9 protein-coding genes are annotated in these 19,523 nt (G+C 38.1%); 6 read left to right on the plus strand and 3 right to left on the minus strand.

All coding sequences use genetic code 11. The features are described from left to right. Both DW640_RS00510 and DW640_RS00515 read right to left on the minus strand, forming a co-directional pair. A complete protein-coding gene (locus DW640_RS00510; RefSeq protein WP_117576857.1) occupies positions 1 to 3,279 on the minus strand; it encodes a SusC/RagA family TonB-linked outer membrane protein in 3,279 nt (1,092 codons plus the stop codon). A 17-nt stretch (positions 3,280 to 3,296) separates the two neighbouring features. Beyond that, on the minus strand, positions 3,297 to 5,600 hold the full coding sequence (locus DW640_RS00515; protein WP_225665145.1) for a fasciclin domain-containing protein: 2,304 nt from the start codon (positions 5,598 to 5,600) through the stop codon (positions 3,297 to 3,299). 421 nt (positions 5,601 to 6,021) lie between these two features. Here DW640_RS00515 and DW640_RS00520 point away from each other — a divergent pair, with 421 nt between their 5' ends. Next, a complete protein-coding gene (locus tag DW640_RS00520; RefSeq protein ID WP_117576859.1) occupies positions 6,022 to 7,200 on the plus strand; it encodes a phage integrase SAM-like domain-containing protein in 1,179 nt (392 codons plus the stop codon). 158 nt (positions 7,201 to 7,358) lie between these two features. On the opposite strand, the gene DW640_RS00525 is transcribed toward DW640_RS00520, so the two are convergent. Continuing rightward, a complete protein-coding gene (locus DW640_RS00525) occupies positions 7,359 to 8,579 on the minus strand; it encodes an IS256 family transposase (protein ID WP_370448808.1) in 1,221 nt (406 codons plus the stop codon). 327 nt (positions 8,580 to 8,906) lie between these two features. Here DW640_RS00525 and DW640_RS00530 point away from each other — a divergent pair, with 327 nt between their 5' ends. Genes DW640_RS00530 through DW640_RS00550 form a run of 5 tightly spaced genes read left to right on the plus strand, consistent with a single transcriptional unit; the run spans position 8,907 to position 19,509 of the window. After that, entirely contained in the window at positions 8,907 to 11,204 is a 2,298-nt protein-coding gene (locus DW640_RS00530) for a fasciclin domain-containing protein (protein ID WP_225651597.1), read from the plus strand. Between the two features lie 16 nt (positions 11,205 to 11,220). After that, the gene (locus DW640_RS00535; protein WP_072066978.1) at positions 11,221 to 14,508 is read left to right on the plus strand and encodes a SusC/RagA family TonB-linked outer membrane protein; all 3,288 of its coding nucleotides are present in this window, start codon (positions 11,221 to 11,223) and stop codon (positions 14,506 to 14,508) included. 13 nt (positions 14,509 to 14,521) lie between these two features. Next, positions 14,522 to 16,057: a RagB/SusD family nutrient uptake outer membrane protein gene (locus DW640_RS00540; RefSeq protein ID WP_016268534.1), complete on the plus strand. Its 1,536-nt coding sequence runs from the start codon at positions 14,522 to 14,524 to the stop codon at positions 16,055 to 16,057. A gap of 9 nt (positions 16,058 to 16,066) precedes the next feature. Continuing rightward, on the plus strand, positions 16,067 to 17,806 hold the full coding sequence (locus tag DW640_RS00545; protein WP_117576863.1) for a DUF5108 domain-containing protein: 1,740 nt from the start codon (positions 16,067 to 16,069) through the stop codon (positions 17,804 to 17,806). An 8-nt stretch (positions 17,807 to 17,814) separates the two neighbouring features. Further along, positions 17,815 to 19,509 carry a hypothetical protein gene (locus DW640_RS00550; protein ID WP_008759841.1) on the plus strand — a complete coding sequence of 565 codons (1,695 nt, stop codon included), beginning with the start codon at positions 17,815 to 17,817 and terminating at the stop codon, positions 19,507 to 19,509. Positions 19,510 to 19,523: the final 14 nt, after the last annotated feature.

Here is a 19,523-nt window from a genome sequence, read left to right on the forward strand (position 1 = left end):
TTAGAAACTCATATTTAAACCGAAAGAAAATCTCTTAGCGACAGGGGTCGTAGCTGTATCTATGGCCAGATTATCTTTTACAGATACTTCCGGATCCTGTCCTGTATAGTTAGTCCATGTAAACAAGTTATATCCCGTTACGAATACACTTAATGAATTTACATTAAATCTATTACAAATCTTTCTTGGGAATCCGTAACTTAATGTCATTGATTTCAAACGTACGAAAGAAGCTTTTTCTACGAAGCGGTCTGATCCCAGATAGTTTCGTCCTTCATTGTACAAAGCACGAGGTATATCCGTATTATCCCCTTCGTTCTTCCAACGACGAAGTACAGCTTTGCTTTGATTGCTTGAGCCATACATGGATTCGTTGTTCATACGAGCCATATTGACGATAGATTGTCCAAAACGTCCATGGAAGAAAGCACTTAGAGTCACTTGTTTGTATTTGACAGTTACTCCTCCACCTCCGGTTACTAATGGTTGAGTATTGCCGAGGTAAACAATATCGTATTTGTTAATAACACCGTCATGATTAATGTCCTCATACATTGCATCACCGGGATAGCATAGATAGGAACCGTTTTTCATCACAATGGGGTTACCTTTCAAGTCATTCATGACATTACCTTCTGCATCTCGAGCATAAGTAGCGTCTTTATTCTGATAAACACCCTTATAACGATAACCGAAGAATGAACCGATAGGACGGCCAACCTGTGTAATATATGCATATTCTCCATTTTTCACTTCATCGGCATTCTTTATTCCTTCTGTTACACCAGACTGTAATTCTGTGATTTTATTCTTGTTGCGTGATACATTAAAATAACCACTTACGCGCCAATCTTTATTTTCAAAGAAAACCAAATCTGTACGGAATTCCCATCCTTGGTTTCTGGTAGCTCCCGAGTTGAAGTAGGCAATATTAGAAAATCCTGTTGTAGAAGGTATTCTGTAATTTTTGTTCAAAATGTCTTCTCTGTCCCTCCAATAGTAATCAAAAGTAAATCTCAAACGGTTGTGTAAGAAACCGAAATCAGCTCCAATATTATATTCCTTAAGAGATTCCCATTTTAATTGATCCAATTGCATACGGTTGGGAGCAATGGAAGACATATTCATATAATTATCTCCTGTTGATTTAAATGCCCCCATATATACCGAATTTCCTTTAGGAGGTGTACCACTTTCTCCATAGCTCAGACGTATTTTTGCCAAATCCAACCACTTTTCTCTTGCAGCAGCAAGAAAAGGTTCGTCCTGAATATTCCAGTTTACACCAAATGCGGGAAAATAACCCATGCGTTGGTTGCGTCCCATTGCCGAACTGCTTTCTATGTTTAACAATGCCTGGAATACATAACGTCCTAACAATGTATAGTTAATCATTCCCATTCCAGAAATGCTGCGACCTTCGGATTCGCCTGACCCCATACTCTGTACAGATGTTCCTACTATTGGGTCGGATAACCCGGATGAGGCCATTCCGGATGTTTTACTAGCGTAGCTGGAACTTGTAGACTGGCTGGTATTCCAACGCAGGTTGGTGATCAAATTGTGTTTGCCATTCCAGTTTTTCATAAACTGAAGTTTGTTTTCTGTTTGTATAGACAAACTTTCGGACATTCCATCATAAGCTTGATTGGCAAAAGCGTTCATCCAAACTGAACCTGTTACAGATTGTGGCAGGAACTTGGTGTTTTTAGATGTATTCATCTTGATAGATACATAACCGCTGTAAGTGAATCCTGGTAATATTTTATAATTGGCATCAATAATAGCTCTGGTTTCCCGTTGAAGTGTATTATTCTTTGATTCTTTTGCCATAGCTACCGGATTGTAGTTAGTTGCATTACTTCCTGTATCATTACTTTTGAATACGCCCTCCCAATCAGTGGTTTGGCGAGTGAAATATTGATCCAGCGGAAGATGAGTTGCATCATCAATCACATAAGGTGACTTATTAGGCATCTTTTTAAAGGCTTCAGAACGAACGGTGGTAGCCCAGTTTGCATCTTTATCGGTTTGAGTATAGGTAACGTTAGCACCAAATCTCAATTTCTTCGAGAAATTATAATCAATACGCAATGTAGAGTTAAAACGATTCATTGAAGTACCGATTGTTGTTCCGTCATCAGTTGCATAGCCCAAAGAAAGACGATAAGTTGCTCTGTTGCCACCTCCACTCATAGAAAAACTGTTATCGGAAGATAAAGCATTTTGGCGTACTAAATCTAACCAATCGGTATTCTGATGGTATTCATCATAATATTGCCAATCCGGATTATCTCCGATTTCCGGTGTGTTGAACAACAGACGGAGGTAATTAGATGCATGGCTTACACCTACATAATTGGCACTGTTCCAAATAGCATCCTGCATTAAGGCGACATATTCGTCTCCGTTTAACATCGGGATTGTCTTGGGCTCTACTTTAGCAGTCCACTTGGAAGAGAAAGAGAAACGAGTTTTGCCTACTGATCCTTTTTTGGTAGTAATGATCAATACACCGTTGGCTCCTTTGGTTCCCCATACAGCTGTAGCTGAGGCGTCCTTCAGTACTTCTACCGATTCGATGTCATTCGGTGAAATGTTTAAGAGTGCTCCTAAATCTTCCTCATTGGCTGTTGCAAAATCAAAATCACTGGTGTTACTATCTGAGTAGGGTACACCGTCAATAACGATCAAAGGGTCGGAAGAGGCATTCAATGTACTGGCACCACGAATAAATATAGTACTTTTTGCTCCCGGATCACCACTTAATGTGATATCCACACCTCCTAATTGTCCTTGCAAAACTTCTTCGACAGATGTCACAGGAGAGGTAGCTACCAGATCTTCCATATTAATTTTTTGTGTAGCAGAAGTCTGTTCTTTCAGTCCTACTCCCAAGTCATTACGGTCTTTACGTTCAGCCACAATCTCAACCTGGCCTATTGCCTCAGACGTCGATTCCATTGTGACATTCAGTGATTTTTGTCCTGTATACTTTATTCTCTTTGTTTTCATTCCAATATAAGAAAACACGAGAGTCAGATTTTTCTCTTTTTCAGGAATAGCCAATCTGTACTGACCGTTCATGTTGGTAACAGTACCTCCCAATGAACGTTCCTGTGAGTTCATAATATTAATATTAACACCAATCAAAGGTTCTGCACTTTTCCCAAAGAGTTCCGTCACATTACCGATGATAATCTGCTGTGTCTGTGCCACTACTTCTCCTACAGTACAAAGAAGTATGACTACAGAAAAATATAATTTTGTTAACTTCATAATTCTTAAAATTCAAATTACATAAGAAGAGATTCGATAAAATGGAAACATCCGTCGTTATAACAGAATGGGAAATAATTATATTTTCCAGACACTTGGACTATTTTGGTACCGTCCTTAAGTTGGATTGAGAGAGAAGTTCCCAAATCTTTATAAACAATTGTATTTCCGCTGTAATTGACATATTCGCCGTTTTCCATCTTCGAACCCGGATAACAAGCTGAAGGAACGGAAGAGGCTACAAGGAAATAATTACTGATGTATTTCTTTAGCTCAATCTTTTCGTCACTGGTCAGTCCATTGCCGGAATCAATCAAACCTAATGAACCATCTTCATAGACCATCAGTTTGTCTGCTCCGGGAATCTCTTTGCCTGCCAATGCATTCTTTAATGTTTCATTGGTCGGAATAAAAGCAATGGTACGACCGGCCAGTCCTGCTATTGTTTCTCCGGAAATCATATCAGCTTGTTTCAACAACTGGGCAAAGCAATAATAAGGATAACGTGTATCCTGGCAGATAGCTAATGCTTTTTGCAGACTGCTTCCCTGACCGTCCTCAGTTTCAGCTTCAAACAATCCGGATATAGCGTTTGCTTTATACGTGTAAGTCTTTCCATTAGCCCATGGTTTACCGCTATTGGTGACTTCTTCAAATCCGACAAACGGGTCAATGGTACTGCCCGGCTCCAGGACACCATTGAAATGATTACTACATGTTATCTTTCCATCCTTTACAAACCAGTAGCAGAAAGCGGACTGAATAGGTACGATCTGTGTTCCCTGCTTTTTAAGTTCTACTTCCTCACTCATTACAGTATGAGCTCGTATGATGCGTTGCAATTCGTCAGAAGAAACAGCTTCCCATTCTCCTTCGGGTTTCTGTTCCAGTTTTCCTCCTTCAGCATAATAATTCAGGAAGATGCCGTCTGCTTCGAATGCGGAGTTGTCTGGAATCAGTAATGTGTATTTCTCGTTTTCTGCTCCGAATGAACTTAACAGATTAGCGCCATTCATTGCATATAGGAAATTCAGGAATCTTTTTTCATGAAAAGCAGGACCGGATACGGAGTTGAAAAGAATCGGAGTCTGTATCTTGCTTAAACCGTAAAAGCTGCCATTCACACACATCTTTCTGTTTACGTCCGATGCATAAGGGTCAAAGTTGTATTTTGTACCCGAAGCGGTAGTAACTGTGCCATTAACAATTTCTTCAGGAAAAGCTACTGAACCACTATATACATATTCATTCAAGAATAAAGTCTGGATCAACGGATCAAGAGAATTGTAGTCTGCATAACCACTGTTTTTCCAGTATGAATTGAAGAATTCACTTAATGCCGTATTATTGGGGGCAAATAAACTATATGCACGATAAGCTAATGTGTCCAGGCGTTGATAGTCATATTTATACCATTCCATTGCAATAGGAGCTAATGGAGATCTGTGGCTATGCAAATATAACGTATCCGCGTTCAATGCGCTACCATATTTTTGGGTAAGTTCATCGTTGGGCGTATAGATGGAGAATTTGTCATACATAGCCAGAAAATCAGAGTATTCTGTATTAGATTTAAGTTGGTCGTAAATAGATCCCAAAGGTTCCAAAACTTTGTTGATCGTGTGGATGTAGCCATTGTTGGCTATTAAGCCATATTCTTTCACAGATGCTTCCGAAACATTAAATCCGTCATTACCGGTCCAGGTTGAATTAGGATAGAAAGCTTCGTAATTCTTTTTTGCATCTATTTTCTTAGATGAGAAAAAATAATGTGAAAAGACTGGGACAAATCGTTCCAGATGATAAACTGTGACTGATTTGCCTGTTAAAGGATCAACTTCTCTTGTCGGTTCCCCTGAACTGCGTGTCCGGAATTTGTAGTATAATCCCGGATCAAGAATTTCGGTACCTTCATCGTAGGCTCCTTCACCTTCAGGACGGAAATTTTCCATACTACCTTTATTATAAGAGTAATAAAGTAGGTGGAATCCGATTAGTTCTTTCAGTTCCCTGGCAGGAACATCTTGTACTGTCGAATAATTATGTTCTGACAGATAAGCAGTAAAGGCATTGTTGTCCGGTGCCATAACGGTCATTAATCCTCTACCGTTCATGATTTCATAATAACCGGCACGTTCTGCTGCTTCAAGGAACATGGAAAATTGTCCGTCCATGCTTTCATCCGAAAGTAATTCCCAAGCGCTTCCTTTTACCCACCCGGGAACTTCATAATGTTCATCCATCTTATCCTCACAGGACCATAGGAAAAATGGAATAAAAGACAGCCATAGCAGCCTTCGCATAATCGTTAAGTTTTTCATAATACTAAAAAATAAATATTTCAATAATAACTAAGATGTTTCTCACGTACTTATGAAATTAATATTGCACACAAATGTCACAGTTGATACAAGTTGCATCATCAGAAGAGATTTGTGTGCGTAAACAAGTTGTCACATTGGTTGCTCTTTTCATATAATCCAATTAAGTTAAACAAAAGTTAGATTCTGTTTTCGAAAGGTACTTTATTATAAATACCTGTGAAAAACTGTTGCAAACATAAGGAGTTAGTGAAGAAATACCAATGAAGAATCGTACAAAAGCATGGAAAATACCGTCTTTTGCACGAAAATCCATGCAATGAATCCATTTTTTTATTAAGAAAGAGTGTTCAGAGAGGATTTTATTCCTTTTTCGTTGTATGGAGAATAGTTATTTATAAAACAAAACCCTAAAAGCAATATGGCAAATTTTTCAATTGTAATTGTGCCAACTAAGAAGTTGGCAAATGGCAGGCATCGGATAAGGATAGCAGTAGCGCATCGGTCTAAGACCAGATACATTCCTACTCAATTTACATTGGATTCCGCAAGTCAGCTAAAAAATGGCAGAGTAATAAGACACGAAAATGCAGCAAACATAAACTCATGTTTGCGAAGAATTATCGATGAATACGAGGAAATTCTTGCTTCCATCGGTTATTTGTCTACAATCTCGTGTACTGAACTAATACATATTATTACCTATGAACAGAAAAAGAAAGGAATAACTTTCCAGACAATAGCAAGAGAATACTTAAGTTTTATGGCAGGGGAAGAAAGACATAAATCTCATAGCCTATATAAAATAGCAAGCGAGAGGTTTATTAAATATATGAAGGGCGACTTTCCGTTAATCCAACTCACCCCTCTTCATGTACAAGAGTTCGCAGAAAATCTGTATAAGGAAGGGTTAACTGATACGACTATAAGAATCTATCTCACTCTGATAAAAGTTATATTGAATTATGCAAGTAAAATGAACTATGTGACTTATCATATTCATCCCTTTGTTCTTTTTAAAATGCCGGAATGTAATATTAGGGATCTTGATTTGTCAGTAGATGAACTGAAAAGTATTAGAGATACAATGTTTCTGAAATCTTCCTTAAGTATTACCAGAGATATTTTTATGCTTACTTATTATTTAGGCGGGATTAATCTGAAGGATTTATTGGAATACAATTTTAAAGATAAAGATTATATAAGATATGTACGCCATAAAACTCGTAACAGAAAAAAAGGAATAAATGAAATAGCATTTTCTTTGCAGCCTGAGGCAAAAGAGATTCTTAATAGATATTTGACGAAGGAAGGTGAACTGAGATTTGGAAAATATTTATCTTATAAACAGGTATACAGTTTAATTTTTCGTAATATAAATAAGGTAGCAGAGATGTCTGGTATAAAAAAGAAGGTTACTTATTACTCTGCTCGAAAAACATTTGCACAGCATGGGTATAATTTGGGGATACAAATTGAGAAAATAGAATACTGTATAGGGCATAGTATGAAAAGTAATCGCCCTATTTTTAATTATATAAAAATAATGCAAGAACATGCAGATAAAGTATTCAGGGAAATATTGGACCAATTATTATAACTTTACTCTGCTGCAAGGTATATCGATTTGATTTCAGAATAACTACTTCCTATCATTTTAGTTGCTTTTTAATTGTCTAAAGGCAATCTCACGCTTTTTATAAGACACTGTCCAAAATTTTGTGTAAATGGAAACAGGATTCAGTTGTAAGTTTCTTCTTATATCTGGATTCTGTTTTCAAAAATAAGCATAAATTGATTCATAATCAATCCCCAGTTATGAATAGGCTGTGTCCATTTCTTCTCAATCTCCATAAGTGAAAGATAGACGGTCTTTTTGACGGCATCATCCGAAGGGAATGAAAGCTTTGATTTTGTATACTTCCTGATTTTCCCGTTCAGGTTTTCAATGAGATTTGTGGTATAGATTATTTTTCTGATTTCCAGCGGGAACTGGAAGAAAACAGTCAGGTCATCCCAGTTGTTTCTCCATGAAAGTATGGCATAAGGATACTTTCCTCCCCATTTCTTTTCCAAATTGTCAAGTTCCGCTGCTGCAACCTCTTTGTTGGGTGCATTATAGATATTTTTCATATCCGCCGTAAACTCTTTTTTATCCTTATAAACGACATATTTACAGGAGTTTCTGATTTGATGTACCACACAGATTTGAGTGGATGATTGTGGGAATACGGTACGGATGGTATCCGTAAATCCATTCAGATTGTCGGTGCAGGTAATCAATATATCCTGTACTCCACGTGCCTTTAAATCAGTCAGGACACCCATCCAGAAAGAAGAACTTTCCGATTTGCCTACCCACATGCCAAGAACTTCCTTTAGGCCGTTCTGTTTCAGTCCTACACAAAGATAAACGGTCTTGTTTATGATCTTGCCGTTATCCCGTACCTTGAAGACGATACCGTCCATCCAGACTATAAGATAAACAGGATCCAAAGGGCGGTTCTGCCATTCCTGAGCAGCCTGGTTAACCTTGTTTGTAATAATGGAAATGGCTGACGTAGAGAGTTCTATTTCATAAATCTCACGCATTTCTTCTTCTATATCAGAAACACTCATCCCTTTGGCATATAGGGAGATAACAAGCTTTTCTATCGAGAGTCCACGGCTTTCATGCTTGGGCACTGCTATCGGCTCAAACTGGCCATTGCGGTCACGGGGAATAGAAATGACAGCTTCTCCATGTTCGGTTTGGATTTTCTTTGGATAATTGCCATTGCGTGAATTACCACTGTTATTACCGGCTACAGAATTCTTTTCATAGCCCAAATGAGCATCCATTTCACCTTCAAGCATCTTTTCCAATACCTGGGCATGCAACTGCTTCAGGAACTTGCTTACATCGGCTTCTGTCTTGAACTGGCTAAGGAATTCCTTGCTTAACACTTCATCGGGCACTACTTGATTCTTTTCTTTCATAATTTTCTTCATTTTGCAAATGTATAAAATAAAAAATACGAGACTCAAACTTGAATCCCGTATTTCCATTTACACAAAATATTTTATAGTGCCTTTTATAACATGCTCACAAACAGACTTTTTACTCTCTATCATTAATCTAACTTTTGTTTAACTTAATATTACTATATCATTATGAAAAACTACGGAAACTATATGAATGTATATGAATCTATGCAGTTATTAACATCGAGCGCAAGTCTTTTTTTGTTAGCCACGATACCAAACTTCTTTTTAGCAGATTTTTAATTATAACTTAATATAATTTTTAGTATTATGAGAAATGCAATGATTCGAAAGCGGCATTTGCTGCTACTATTGTTCCTCTCTTCCTTTTTCCTGTCCTGTGAAGACAAGATGGATGAACACTATGAAAAACCGGCATGGCTGAAAGGTACGGCTTGGGAAGTTCTTTCTTCCGATGAATACGGAAGTAAATATTCTATGTTTCTGGAGGCTGCGGAATTATCTGGTTTTCGTCCTGTACTTGATGGGAAAAGTATAGCTACGGTTATGGCACCGGATAATGATGCCTTTGCTGACTATCTTGAAAAGAAAGGTTATGTTTCGGTGAAGGATATACCAACAGACGACTTAAAGAAGTTAATTGGTTTTCACTTGATCTATTACTCTTATAATAAGAGCGACCTTGAGAATTTTCGCCCAGAAAACAATTCGATGGGGGAGGATGAAGAAGAATTAGGAATGCTACAACCGGGAATGTACTACAAGTTTCGTACGCATAGTACTAGCCCTGTAACAACAGAAGTCGACCAGATAAATAAGAAAACAGTAACAGTTTATCATTTAGAACGTTTTCTTCCGGTTTTTTCTCATAACATATTCAAGTCAAAAGGTATTGATGCCAAAAAGAACTATGAATATTTTTATCCAAACTCCACATGGACAGGGGATGACGGTTTCAATGTATCTAATGCAAGCGTTACAAATTATCAGATTATAGCCAATAATGGCTATATATATACTATTAATAAGGTATTAGAACCACTTGAGACAATTTATGATGCAATGAAGAAAAAAACAGAATATTCTGACTTTTTAGACTTCTACAATACATATAGTACTTATGAATACGACCAAGATCTGTCTAATAACTATAGTAATGCTGTAGGAGTAGATAGTCTCTTTCTGCATAAACACCAAAACTATGGTTTGGCTAATATTGCTCTGGAATGGCCTGTTTCTAATTACCGTCTATTTCCAGAATTGGCATCTATCTCATATAGTGTTTTTGCTCCTTCGAACAATGCTTTTGATGACTTCCATAAAAAGTATTGGTTGCCGAATGGTTATCCGACACTATCCAATGTAGATCCATTGCCTGTTAAACTCTTGATTGATCAATGTGTATATGGTGGTTCAATTGTTTTCCCTGACGAAGTGAAAACCCTTAAAAACAATTATGGTACTTCTTATTCGTTTGACCCGTATACAGTAAAAGATAAAAGTATTTGTGTGAATGGTAGTTTTTATGGGCTGGATAAGTTAGAAATGCCGGATATGTTCCAATCTGTCATAGGTCCGACTTTCCTTAATGCAAAGTATGTTGACTTTTTGTATACTTTATATCAAGCTGGTATGTTGCAGATTTATAGTTCGGATGTTACTAAGTATACCTTCTTGATAACGAGTAACGAAAATTTTGAAATCAGTGATATGAAATTAGTTCCTAACGGAGTAGAATATATGTTAGGAGAGCCGGGTGATGATGATAGTTATAAAGCCGTTTCTACGTCTACCTTGCGGCAAATCTTGAATGTACATACTGTCGCCGGTGAAATAGACCTTAAAAAACAGACAAGAGGTGTGTTCTCGACTCAAAATTCTGCTACATATTGGTTCGTGAGGAATGGAAAGGTTGCTACAAATGATAATTTTAACAGTATTTTGGGATTAACTCCGGATGAAACAACCCTTTCTTCACTTTTTGTTGATGTAGAAGAAGTGAAAAATGATGGAGCTGACTGGAATAATGGGAAAGTGTATGCATATGCAGCAAATGATGCAGGTGTATTCGGCTATACTACAGGAAAAACGATGAAAAGTCTGTTAACTTCTGCAGTTGAAAAGAAATATCCTTATTTTGTTTTTGCGCAATTGATGAGAGTAGCTGATATGTTCCATCTTATGGAGGATGGCAAAACGTATGCATGGTGGACAGAACTGTCAGGTCGTATCGTAGCTTTTATTCCTTCTAATGATGTATTGGCAAAAGCTTTGCAAGAAGGAGGGATTCCGGGAATAGAAGGTTCTGTCGGTGCTGATGGAGTTCTAAATGCTACTGTTACCGATGCCGATGCTTTGAGGACATATCTGACGAACTATATTTTCAATTCTAAATCTACTCCGCAGGTGTCCGGATGTCCTTATATTGGATCGGATACGTGGTTGACAGGAGCATATCAGGCGATAAACGGTGCGACTGTAAATTACAATGACAATGGTTCTTCTTTGTCTGTGCAGTGGAAGGGAGGGGCAGTGCGTAATGTGGTGCCTGACTATGAATATTTCCCGTTTGCATTCAGCGACGGTGCCTTCCATATAATAGATGGTGTTTTTAATTAACTGAATATCTGATAGTATGAAACAGATAAATAAAATCTTTTTTGTATTGATAGCCATTCTTCTATCCAGTGTGATGGAAATGGCAGCGCAGACGCGGAAAGTCGTATCCGGTACTGTTATTGAATTGTTGGGTACATCTGCTGAGCCTTTGGTAGGTGTCAATGTGAACATTGTTAATAATCAAAACCGCTCTTTAGGTGGTGGAATTACTAACTTAAATGGGCAGTATAATGTGACTATTCCTGAAGGAGAAACAAATCTTACGATTGTATTTTCTTATATTGGGATGCAAACCAAGCGTATAAAGTATACAGGTCAAACCTTATTGAATGTCCGTATGGACTCGGATACTAAGTCCATAGACCAGGTAGAAGTTACTGCTCGTCGTATTGAGCGTAATGATATGGGAATCACAAATAAGGAGATGGTTTCTGCTACTCAAAAAGTTAAAATGGATGATTTGGTGGCAACTGCCCCGGTTGTATCTGTGGAAGATGCTCTTCAGGGACAGTTAGGTGGTGTTGATATTGTGCTTGGGGGTGGTGATCCTGGAACCCGTAGTGCTATTCGTATCCGTGGTACCAGTACTTTGAATGCTTCATCCGATCCATTGATTGTCATTGATGGTGTACCTTATCCAACAAGCATTAGCGATGATTTTGATTTTTCTACTGCCAATGAAGAAGATTTGGGAGCACTTTTGAATATCTCTCCCAATGACATTGAATCCATAGAAGTATTGAAAGATGCTTCTGCCACTGCGATTTGGGGTACACAGGGTGCCAATGGTGTATTGGTCATTAAAACCAAAACAGGAACTACGGGGAAAACAAGTTTTTCATTCTCTTCTAAATGGACTTTAAAGGAAGAACCGAAAACAATTCCGATGCTGAATGGAAAGGAATATACTTCACTCATGCAGGAAGCACTGTGGAACTCTGCCAGATATATAGGATTGCAAAATGGAACGAACTCTTATTTGGATAAACTGACTAATTCGAATGCTATTGGTGACAATCCGGATTGGCAATATTATGACGAATATAACCAAAATACTAACTGGCTGGATTACATACGTCAGGATGCCTTGCTTTCAGACAACAGTTTTTCAATGAGTGGTGGTGGTGAAAAAGCTACTTATCGTTTTGCATTAGGCTATCTGAGTGATGTTGGTACTACTATTGGAACGTCTATGAAACGTTTCAATACTTCAATGAGAGTAGACTACAAATTCTCTAACAAATTGAATTTTGGTGCAGACTTTTCTTATTCACAAACCGGTAAAGATGCCAACTGGACAGATAATGTTCGTGCCCAGGCATTGAGTAAGATGCCGAATAAATCTCCTTATACAGTCAATGACAGAACAGGAGCTTTAACAAACGATTATTTTACATATCACGACCCTGAATTTGAAGGTAATTTTAGTGTAGGCAGTAACTATAAAAATGCTCAAAATTATAATCCTGTGGCCATGGTTTATGAAGCTATGAATAACACTGTACAACGGGAAAGTAAGGTCAACTTTCGTGCTGATTACACTATTTTGCCGGGATTTGTTTATAAAGGGCTGGTGTCTATTAATATGCGTACTACTAAAACACGTCGTTTCTTGCCGCAAGTTGTGACAGGAGTGAAGCAGGACAGTGAATATAACAACCAAAGTGGAGACGCCTATTCCGATAAACTTTCACTTCAGACTGAAAATAAGTTGATGTATATTAAAAACTGGAATAACAAGCATAATTTGATTGCCAATGCGGTAGTGCGTACTTCCCAGGACCTCAATTCCAGTTATAATAGCATTACTTATGGCAACGCCTCTTCAAGTCTGTCGGATCCAACAGTGGGAACTGCTGTTTATAAAATGGATTCAGGTGAGTCGGAAACCCGTAGTGCAGCTTTTATTGGAGTAGTGAATTATACGTTGTTGGATCGTTATGTATTTCATGGTTCAATGAATGCTGAAGGTAATTCGGCAATGGGTCGCAATGAGCGGATGGGCTATTTCCCGGCTGCGGGGTTTGCTTGGAATATTCAGAATGAACCAATTTTGGAGAAAGCTAGAGATCGCTGGTTGGATGAAGCAAAAGTACGTTTCAGTGTAGGACAGAGTGGACGTGCACCTAGTGGTTCAGGTGTTTACTTGGGAGCTTACAAAAAAGGGGATGACTATATGAATATGTCAGCTACTAAACAAGATCGTATGCAGTTAGATAATCTGAAATGGGAAACCTCGACCGAATATAACTATGGTGTAGATGTGTCTACATTTGGAGGACGATTGAGATTTACATTTGATTACTACCGCAAATATATCGAAGATCTGTTACAGAAGGAATATAAATTGCCTTCAAGCTCAAGTTTCGGGACTGTGAAATATTCCAATTCTGGAAAGATGGAAAACAAGGGGTGGGAATTCCGTGCAGACATTATAGCCTTGAGAACAAAAGATTGGACCATCAGTGGTTATGTAAACTTTAGTCGTAATGAGAATCGTATTACTGAATTGCCCGGTAATATGAATCAAGAGAATTATGAAGCAAAAAATGGTACTTATGCTGCTCGTGTGATTGTGGGACAGCCTATCGGTTCATTCTATGGTTATCGTTATCTGGGAGTTTATCAGAATACAGATGCTACGTATGCACGTGATGCAGAAGGGCAGGTGATGAATGATGCCAATGGTAAGCCTATTGTTATGAAAAATCTGACAGCTACTTGTCAGCCGGGAGATGCCAAATATGAAGATGTCAACCATGATGGTGTTATTAATCAATACGACATCGTTTATTTAGGAAATTCAAATCCTGTGGTAACAGGTGGAGCAGGATTGACTGTTAAATGGAAACAATTGTCACTCAGTGCTTTCTTCCATGGACGCTTCGGTCAATCCATTGTTAATAGTACTCGCATGAATAACGAGGCTATGTATAACGCATCTAATCAAAGTACAGCAGTACTGCGAAGATGGAAAAATGAAGGGGATGAAACGGATATTCCACGTGCACTCTTTAATCAGGGATATAATTACTTGGGATCAGACCGTTTTGTAGAAGATGCTTCATTTGTCCGTCTGAAAACACTGACTTTGAATTATGCATTCCCCAAAAAGATATGCAACAGATTCGGAATTAACTCTCTGAGTATTTTCGCAACAGGCTACAATTTGTTTACGTGGACTAACTATACCGGTCAAGATCCGGAAGTCTCTATTCCGTCAGAACCAACGAAACTGGCAACAGACGGCTCAACAACTCCTGTTGCAAGAAAATATACATTTGGTATAAATTTAAGTTTCTAATGCGATTATAATGATGAAAAAGATATTTATAAGTTTAACAATTGCCGGAGCAAGTCTGCTGCTTTCCGGTTGTAATGACTGGCTGGACGTGGTTCCCAACAACGAGCAGGTGGCTGCGGATTACTGGAAGACGAAAGAACAGGTTGAAGAGGTACTGGCACAAGGCTATTCAGAAATGCGAACAACAGTTCCATCCCTTGTTTATTGGGGGGAACTCAGAGGAGGTTCAGTTTATGCTTACCAGGATACTAAGATGCAGGATTTACAGAACTTTCAGATAACAGCCTCATCTACTCTTTGCAAGTGGGGACCGTTTTATAATGTTTTAAACGTTGCCAATTCTGTTATTAAATATGCACCGGACGTACAGGCTATCGATGAAACCTATAATGAGGCTGTAATGAACTCCAATTTGGCAGAAGCATATTTCATGCGTGCATGGATTTATTTCACGCTGGTGCGTAACTTTAAGGAAGCACCGCTTATTTTGGAACCTTATATGACTGATGATTATGCTGTTTCTGTTCCGAAGTCTTCTGAAGAGAGAATCGTTGCCCAAATCAAATCGGATATTGAGACGGCATTATCTACTGGGGCTGCCAAAGAGTTTTATGATGATGATAACTGGAGTGGCATGACAAAAGGACGCATAACAAAGTGGGCATTATATGCGTTGATGGCGGATGTTTGTCTGTGGAGTGAAGATTATGAAAGCTGTGTTGAATATGCAGATATGTTGATTAATTCAACATCTGCTTATCGTCCTGCATTTGTGGAGGATCCGACTCAATGGTTCAATATGTATAATCCCGGCAATAGTAATGAGTCTATCTTTGAAATAAATTTTGATGAAAAAACTTATGCGCAAACAGCCAATAGTCCATCTACTGTTTACCCTTGGGGGATCTCTTCAATTGCGAAATTCCAGTATTCCAAAGCGATGTGCCAGCGTTTAAATCAGGAATATACGCACTATCCGGCTTCAATACGTACTTATCTGGGTGCTTTTAAACCATCTGGAAACAGTACATCTGTAGAAGGATATTGCATTTGGAAATTTCAGGGATCTGGTTATATGCTGGATGGTGACCGAGGTACGAAAGATGCCAATTGGATTCTTTACCGTATGGCTGATGTTTTGTTAATGAAAGCGGAAGCTTTGATTTGGCAAGGTGGTGAGACAAATTATACTACCGCCTTGGAATTGATAAATAAGGTGCGTACTCGTACTCAAATCAACAAACTGGATGATGATGTTAAATCCGACGAGGAAAGAATGCTGAAAGCTTTATTGGAAGAACGGGATATGGAACTTGCTGCTGAAGGAAAACGCTGGTATGATCTGGTGCGTTTCGGAAAAGCGAAGAACTATAAGTATAAGACATCGTTTATAGATTTGATTGTAGCCAATAATTCTTCTATTGGTTCTAAATGGCTACGTTCAGTGTTGAAAGACAACAATGCTTGGTTCTTACCTATCCATCAGGACGAAATAGACCGTAACCCGGTACTGACTCAAAATCCTTATTATGATGTAACTGCAAATTAATTAATTGCTATGAAAAATATAATAAAACTTTGTTTATTGCTCGGATTCGTTGCTTATTATTCGTGTGATGATCCGTATAAAGACACGGTATATCAGGTGTACGATGTACAGCCTGCGGGCAGTTATCTTCAAAACCGTTCGAATGACTTTTCCGAATGGATAAAGATACTGAAATATGGAGACTTGTTTAATGCAATCAATCGTGCCGACGATGCTTTTACCGTACTGGCACCTACAAATGATGCTGTACAACGGTTTTATGAAAAGAAGAATATTTCTTCTATAGAGGAACTAGGACGTGAATATGCGCGTACTTTGGCTAAGTATCATATTATCAATGACTCTATTGATCAAGAAGAATTTGTGAAGGGGGGCGAACTACCTGGTAGAACACTTTCGGGGGATGCATTACAGATTACTTTTGATGACAATACTGTTGAAGGTGGGCTTAGTTCCGTGTTTGTAAATCAGGAAGCCCATGTGAGTGAATTTGCCATAACTACTGCTAATGGACGTATATATGTACTTGATGATGTATTAAACCCTGCAATAGAGACCATTTATGAACGTCTCTCAACAAAAACAGATCACAAGATTTTCTGTCAGGCATTGGAACGGACCGGATGGCGGGATACATTGAATATTGTAACATCTTTGCTTAGTGGGCCCTCTGGAATGCAAGTAGAGCAGAAACGAAATTTTACAGTACTTTCAGTATCTGATGAAGTATTTGCTGGAGATGGAATTTCTTCTTTCGATGACTTGGTTGCTAAACTGAATGCTGGCTCTGATTATGAAAATCGGGAAAACGCCTTGAATAGTTATATTGCTTATCATATACTGAATGGGGCGCGTACACTATCTGATTTTCAGGCATATGACAATATCTTGGAGAAGAAAAAACTGTGGGGTACCAGAGCTGACAGCCTGATTTTAGCCTCTGAAGTAAATCAAATCTGTTATTTGAATGATGACGGAAATGGTGCAGGCGTAACATTTGTTACTGAGAAAGCCAATGAACTGGTTAAGAATGGTTATATACAGCCTATTGATGGTTATTTGCCTATTGTGTCACAGGAGCCTGTTGCTTTCGCTTTTGACTTTTGTGATTTTCCAGAAATTGCTGCCTATGTTGCTGCTTATGGGAAAGCGCAACCTTATCAGCAACGTTCTCGCGATGAAAGTGAAGAGTATACGAACTTGGCGAAGCTTGTTGGAAGAACAGATATCGTTTCTCAGGTGGAATGTTATCAGATGACATTGGGTCCCAGTGGAGCTAAAACTTCAGAATGGAACTATTTGCAATATGGCATAGCTCGCGGATCTGAAACATATGACTGGTGGAAGCTTTTGAACTATGATATGCTTGTTATTAATATCGGGTATAATGGAACGTTGACTATGACCACACCGGTCATTTTGAAAGGAAAGTATAAAGTCACTTTGTTCTTTGCCTATGAACCTACCATGAAGTTTATGGGTGAAAGAGCCAATAACAGTAACGGAGGGTTGACTGCATTCTCATTTGATGGTTCTAATTCAAGCTCCAAATCTAGTTCTAAACGTGTTTATGACGGTAAAAAAGATGATACTAATCATACTTACGAAAGTATTACACTGTTCGATGCTATTGAGTTTGATAAAACGCAGTCACATTCTTTGAAACTGACAATACAAGACCCGACTGCAAGCACAAATGCAAATTTCCGTTTAATGTTGGATTATTTATTATTTGAACCTGTAAATTAAGTGAAGCCATGAAAGATTGTAAATATATCATAGCATCTGTCGTTGTTTCTATTGGACTGTGTGCCTGTTCGGATGATTGGAATTCACACTATTCCAAGCAGGAAACAGTTGTGGAAAACATGAACATTCAACTAGTGGATAAACCGGTCAGTGAATTTCTACAAAGTGAACCTGAATATCAGGACATGTATAAGTTGTTTGAAGAAACCGGTGTTATTGAAACAGTGAAAGAAAAAGAGTTATTATATACCATGATGGTAGTAAATAATGGTAAGGAGGTTGATGCCGAAACAGATAAAGCATTCCTTGCACAATCTCACATAACTGATGCCTATCTTTCGCCAAGTAGCCTGCAAGATGGACAGCGACTACTCATGTGGAATGGAAAATATGTGAATGTATCCAAGCCGGAAACAGATGTTACCCGTTCTTCAGTTCAGGAAATTTATTTTAATGGAGCTAAGGTGAAAAGGGTAATTCAGACTAATAATGCATTTATATATGAGTTGGAGGAATATATTAATACTCCTAAATCATTGATGGAATATTTGGAAACCCTTCCGGATGAGAATTATTCGATTTTCAAGCAAATGGTATTGGCTCGTACAGAAAAAAAATTTGATAAAGGTTCTAGTACACCGATTGGAATTGATCAGACTGGAAATACTGTTTATGACTCCGTATTTACAGTACAAAGTCAATATTTCAAGGATAAGAAGCTTGATATATATTCTGAGGCAATTCATGCAACATTGTTGGTTCCTAACAATGATTTGATAACGAAAGCGTTGAATGAAGCACATGCTAAATTAGACAAATGGGGATTACAACGAGAAGATTCTATTTTAGAGAATTGGATTTTCCAAACCGCTTTCTTCAAAGAACAGTATGAGAAAGAAGTCTTTGAAGACGAAAATAAAATAGACCTATACTCTATTTTTGATCAGCAATGGCGAACAACGGTTAATAAAGTAGATGTTAATAATCCTGTTCAATTAAGTAATGGAGTGGCTTATAAGGTAACCTCACTAAAGATTCCAACAAATAAGATTCTGATTTGGAGGTTTAAAGAAAGATTTGAGACTTTGGATCAGTTAACTGAGGATCAGATTAAAGAGTTTTATTATCCCGAATATAAATATATCGGTCAGTATGACAAAGATTTTGGTGAGAATATAAAGCTGAATAGAGTGAAATTTAATTGTTTTCCTAGTCCTGGATATTTTCAACCTAATCCTAATTGGCCGAAACTTCAGTATGGAATATTGATACTTAATGCACGGGATTCTACTAAACCCGGCAGGTTCAAGTTCAGATGTTATCAAATGGTGGATGATCCATCATCTCCTACTGGTAAGACTCCGAAAGCATATCTTTTCCCTCCTGGAGAATATACATTCTATATGGGATTCCATGGTGCTCATTCAAAAGTTGATGCTACTTTTTACATTAATGGTGAGGAAATAGCGAAAATGACTAAATCCCAAATAAGCGGAATTAATTTTGACCGTTCGGGTGGAGGCTACAATGAGCTTTATCATCACAATAACTATGATCGCGACGGAGGTGAAATTTGTAAATCATTCACTATCCCGGAAGGAGATCCAATAGAGATTGAAGTTACAATTGAATTGCCTATAGGTACTACTGCAAGTATGGAACCGCTATGCTGGTGTTTCCGTCCGACAGAAAATAATTATTAATCTTGACAGGTTAG

Origin of the sequence: Bacteroides sp. AM23-12 (genome assembly GCF_003434395.1) — a bacterium.
GTDB lineage: Bacteria > Bacteroidota > Bacteroidia > Bacteroidales > Bacteroidaceae > Bacteroides > Bacteroides thetaiotaomicron.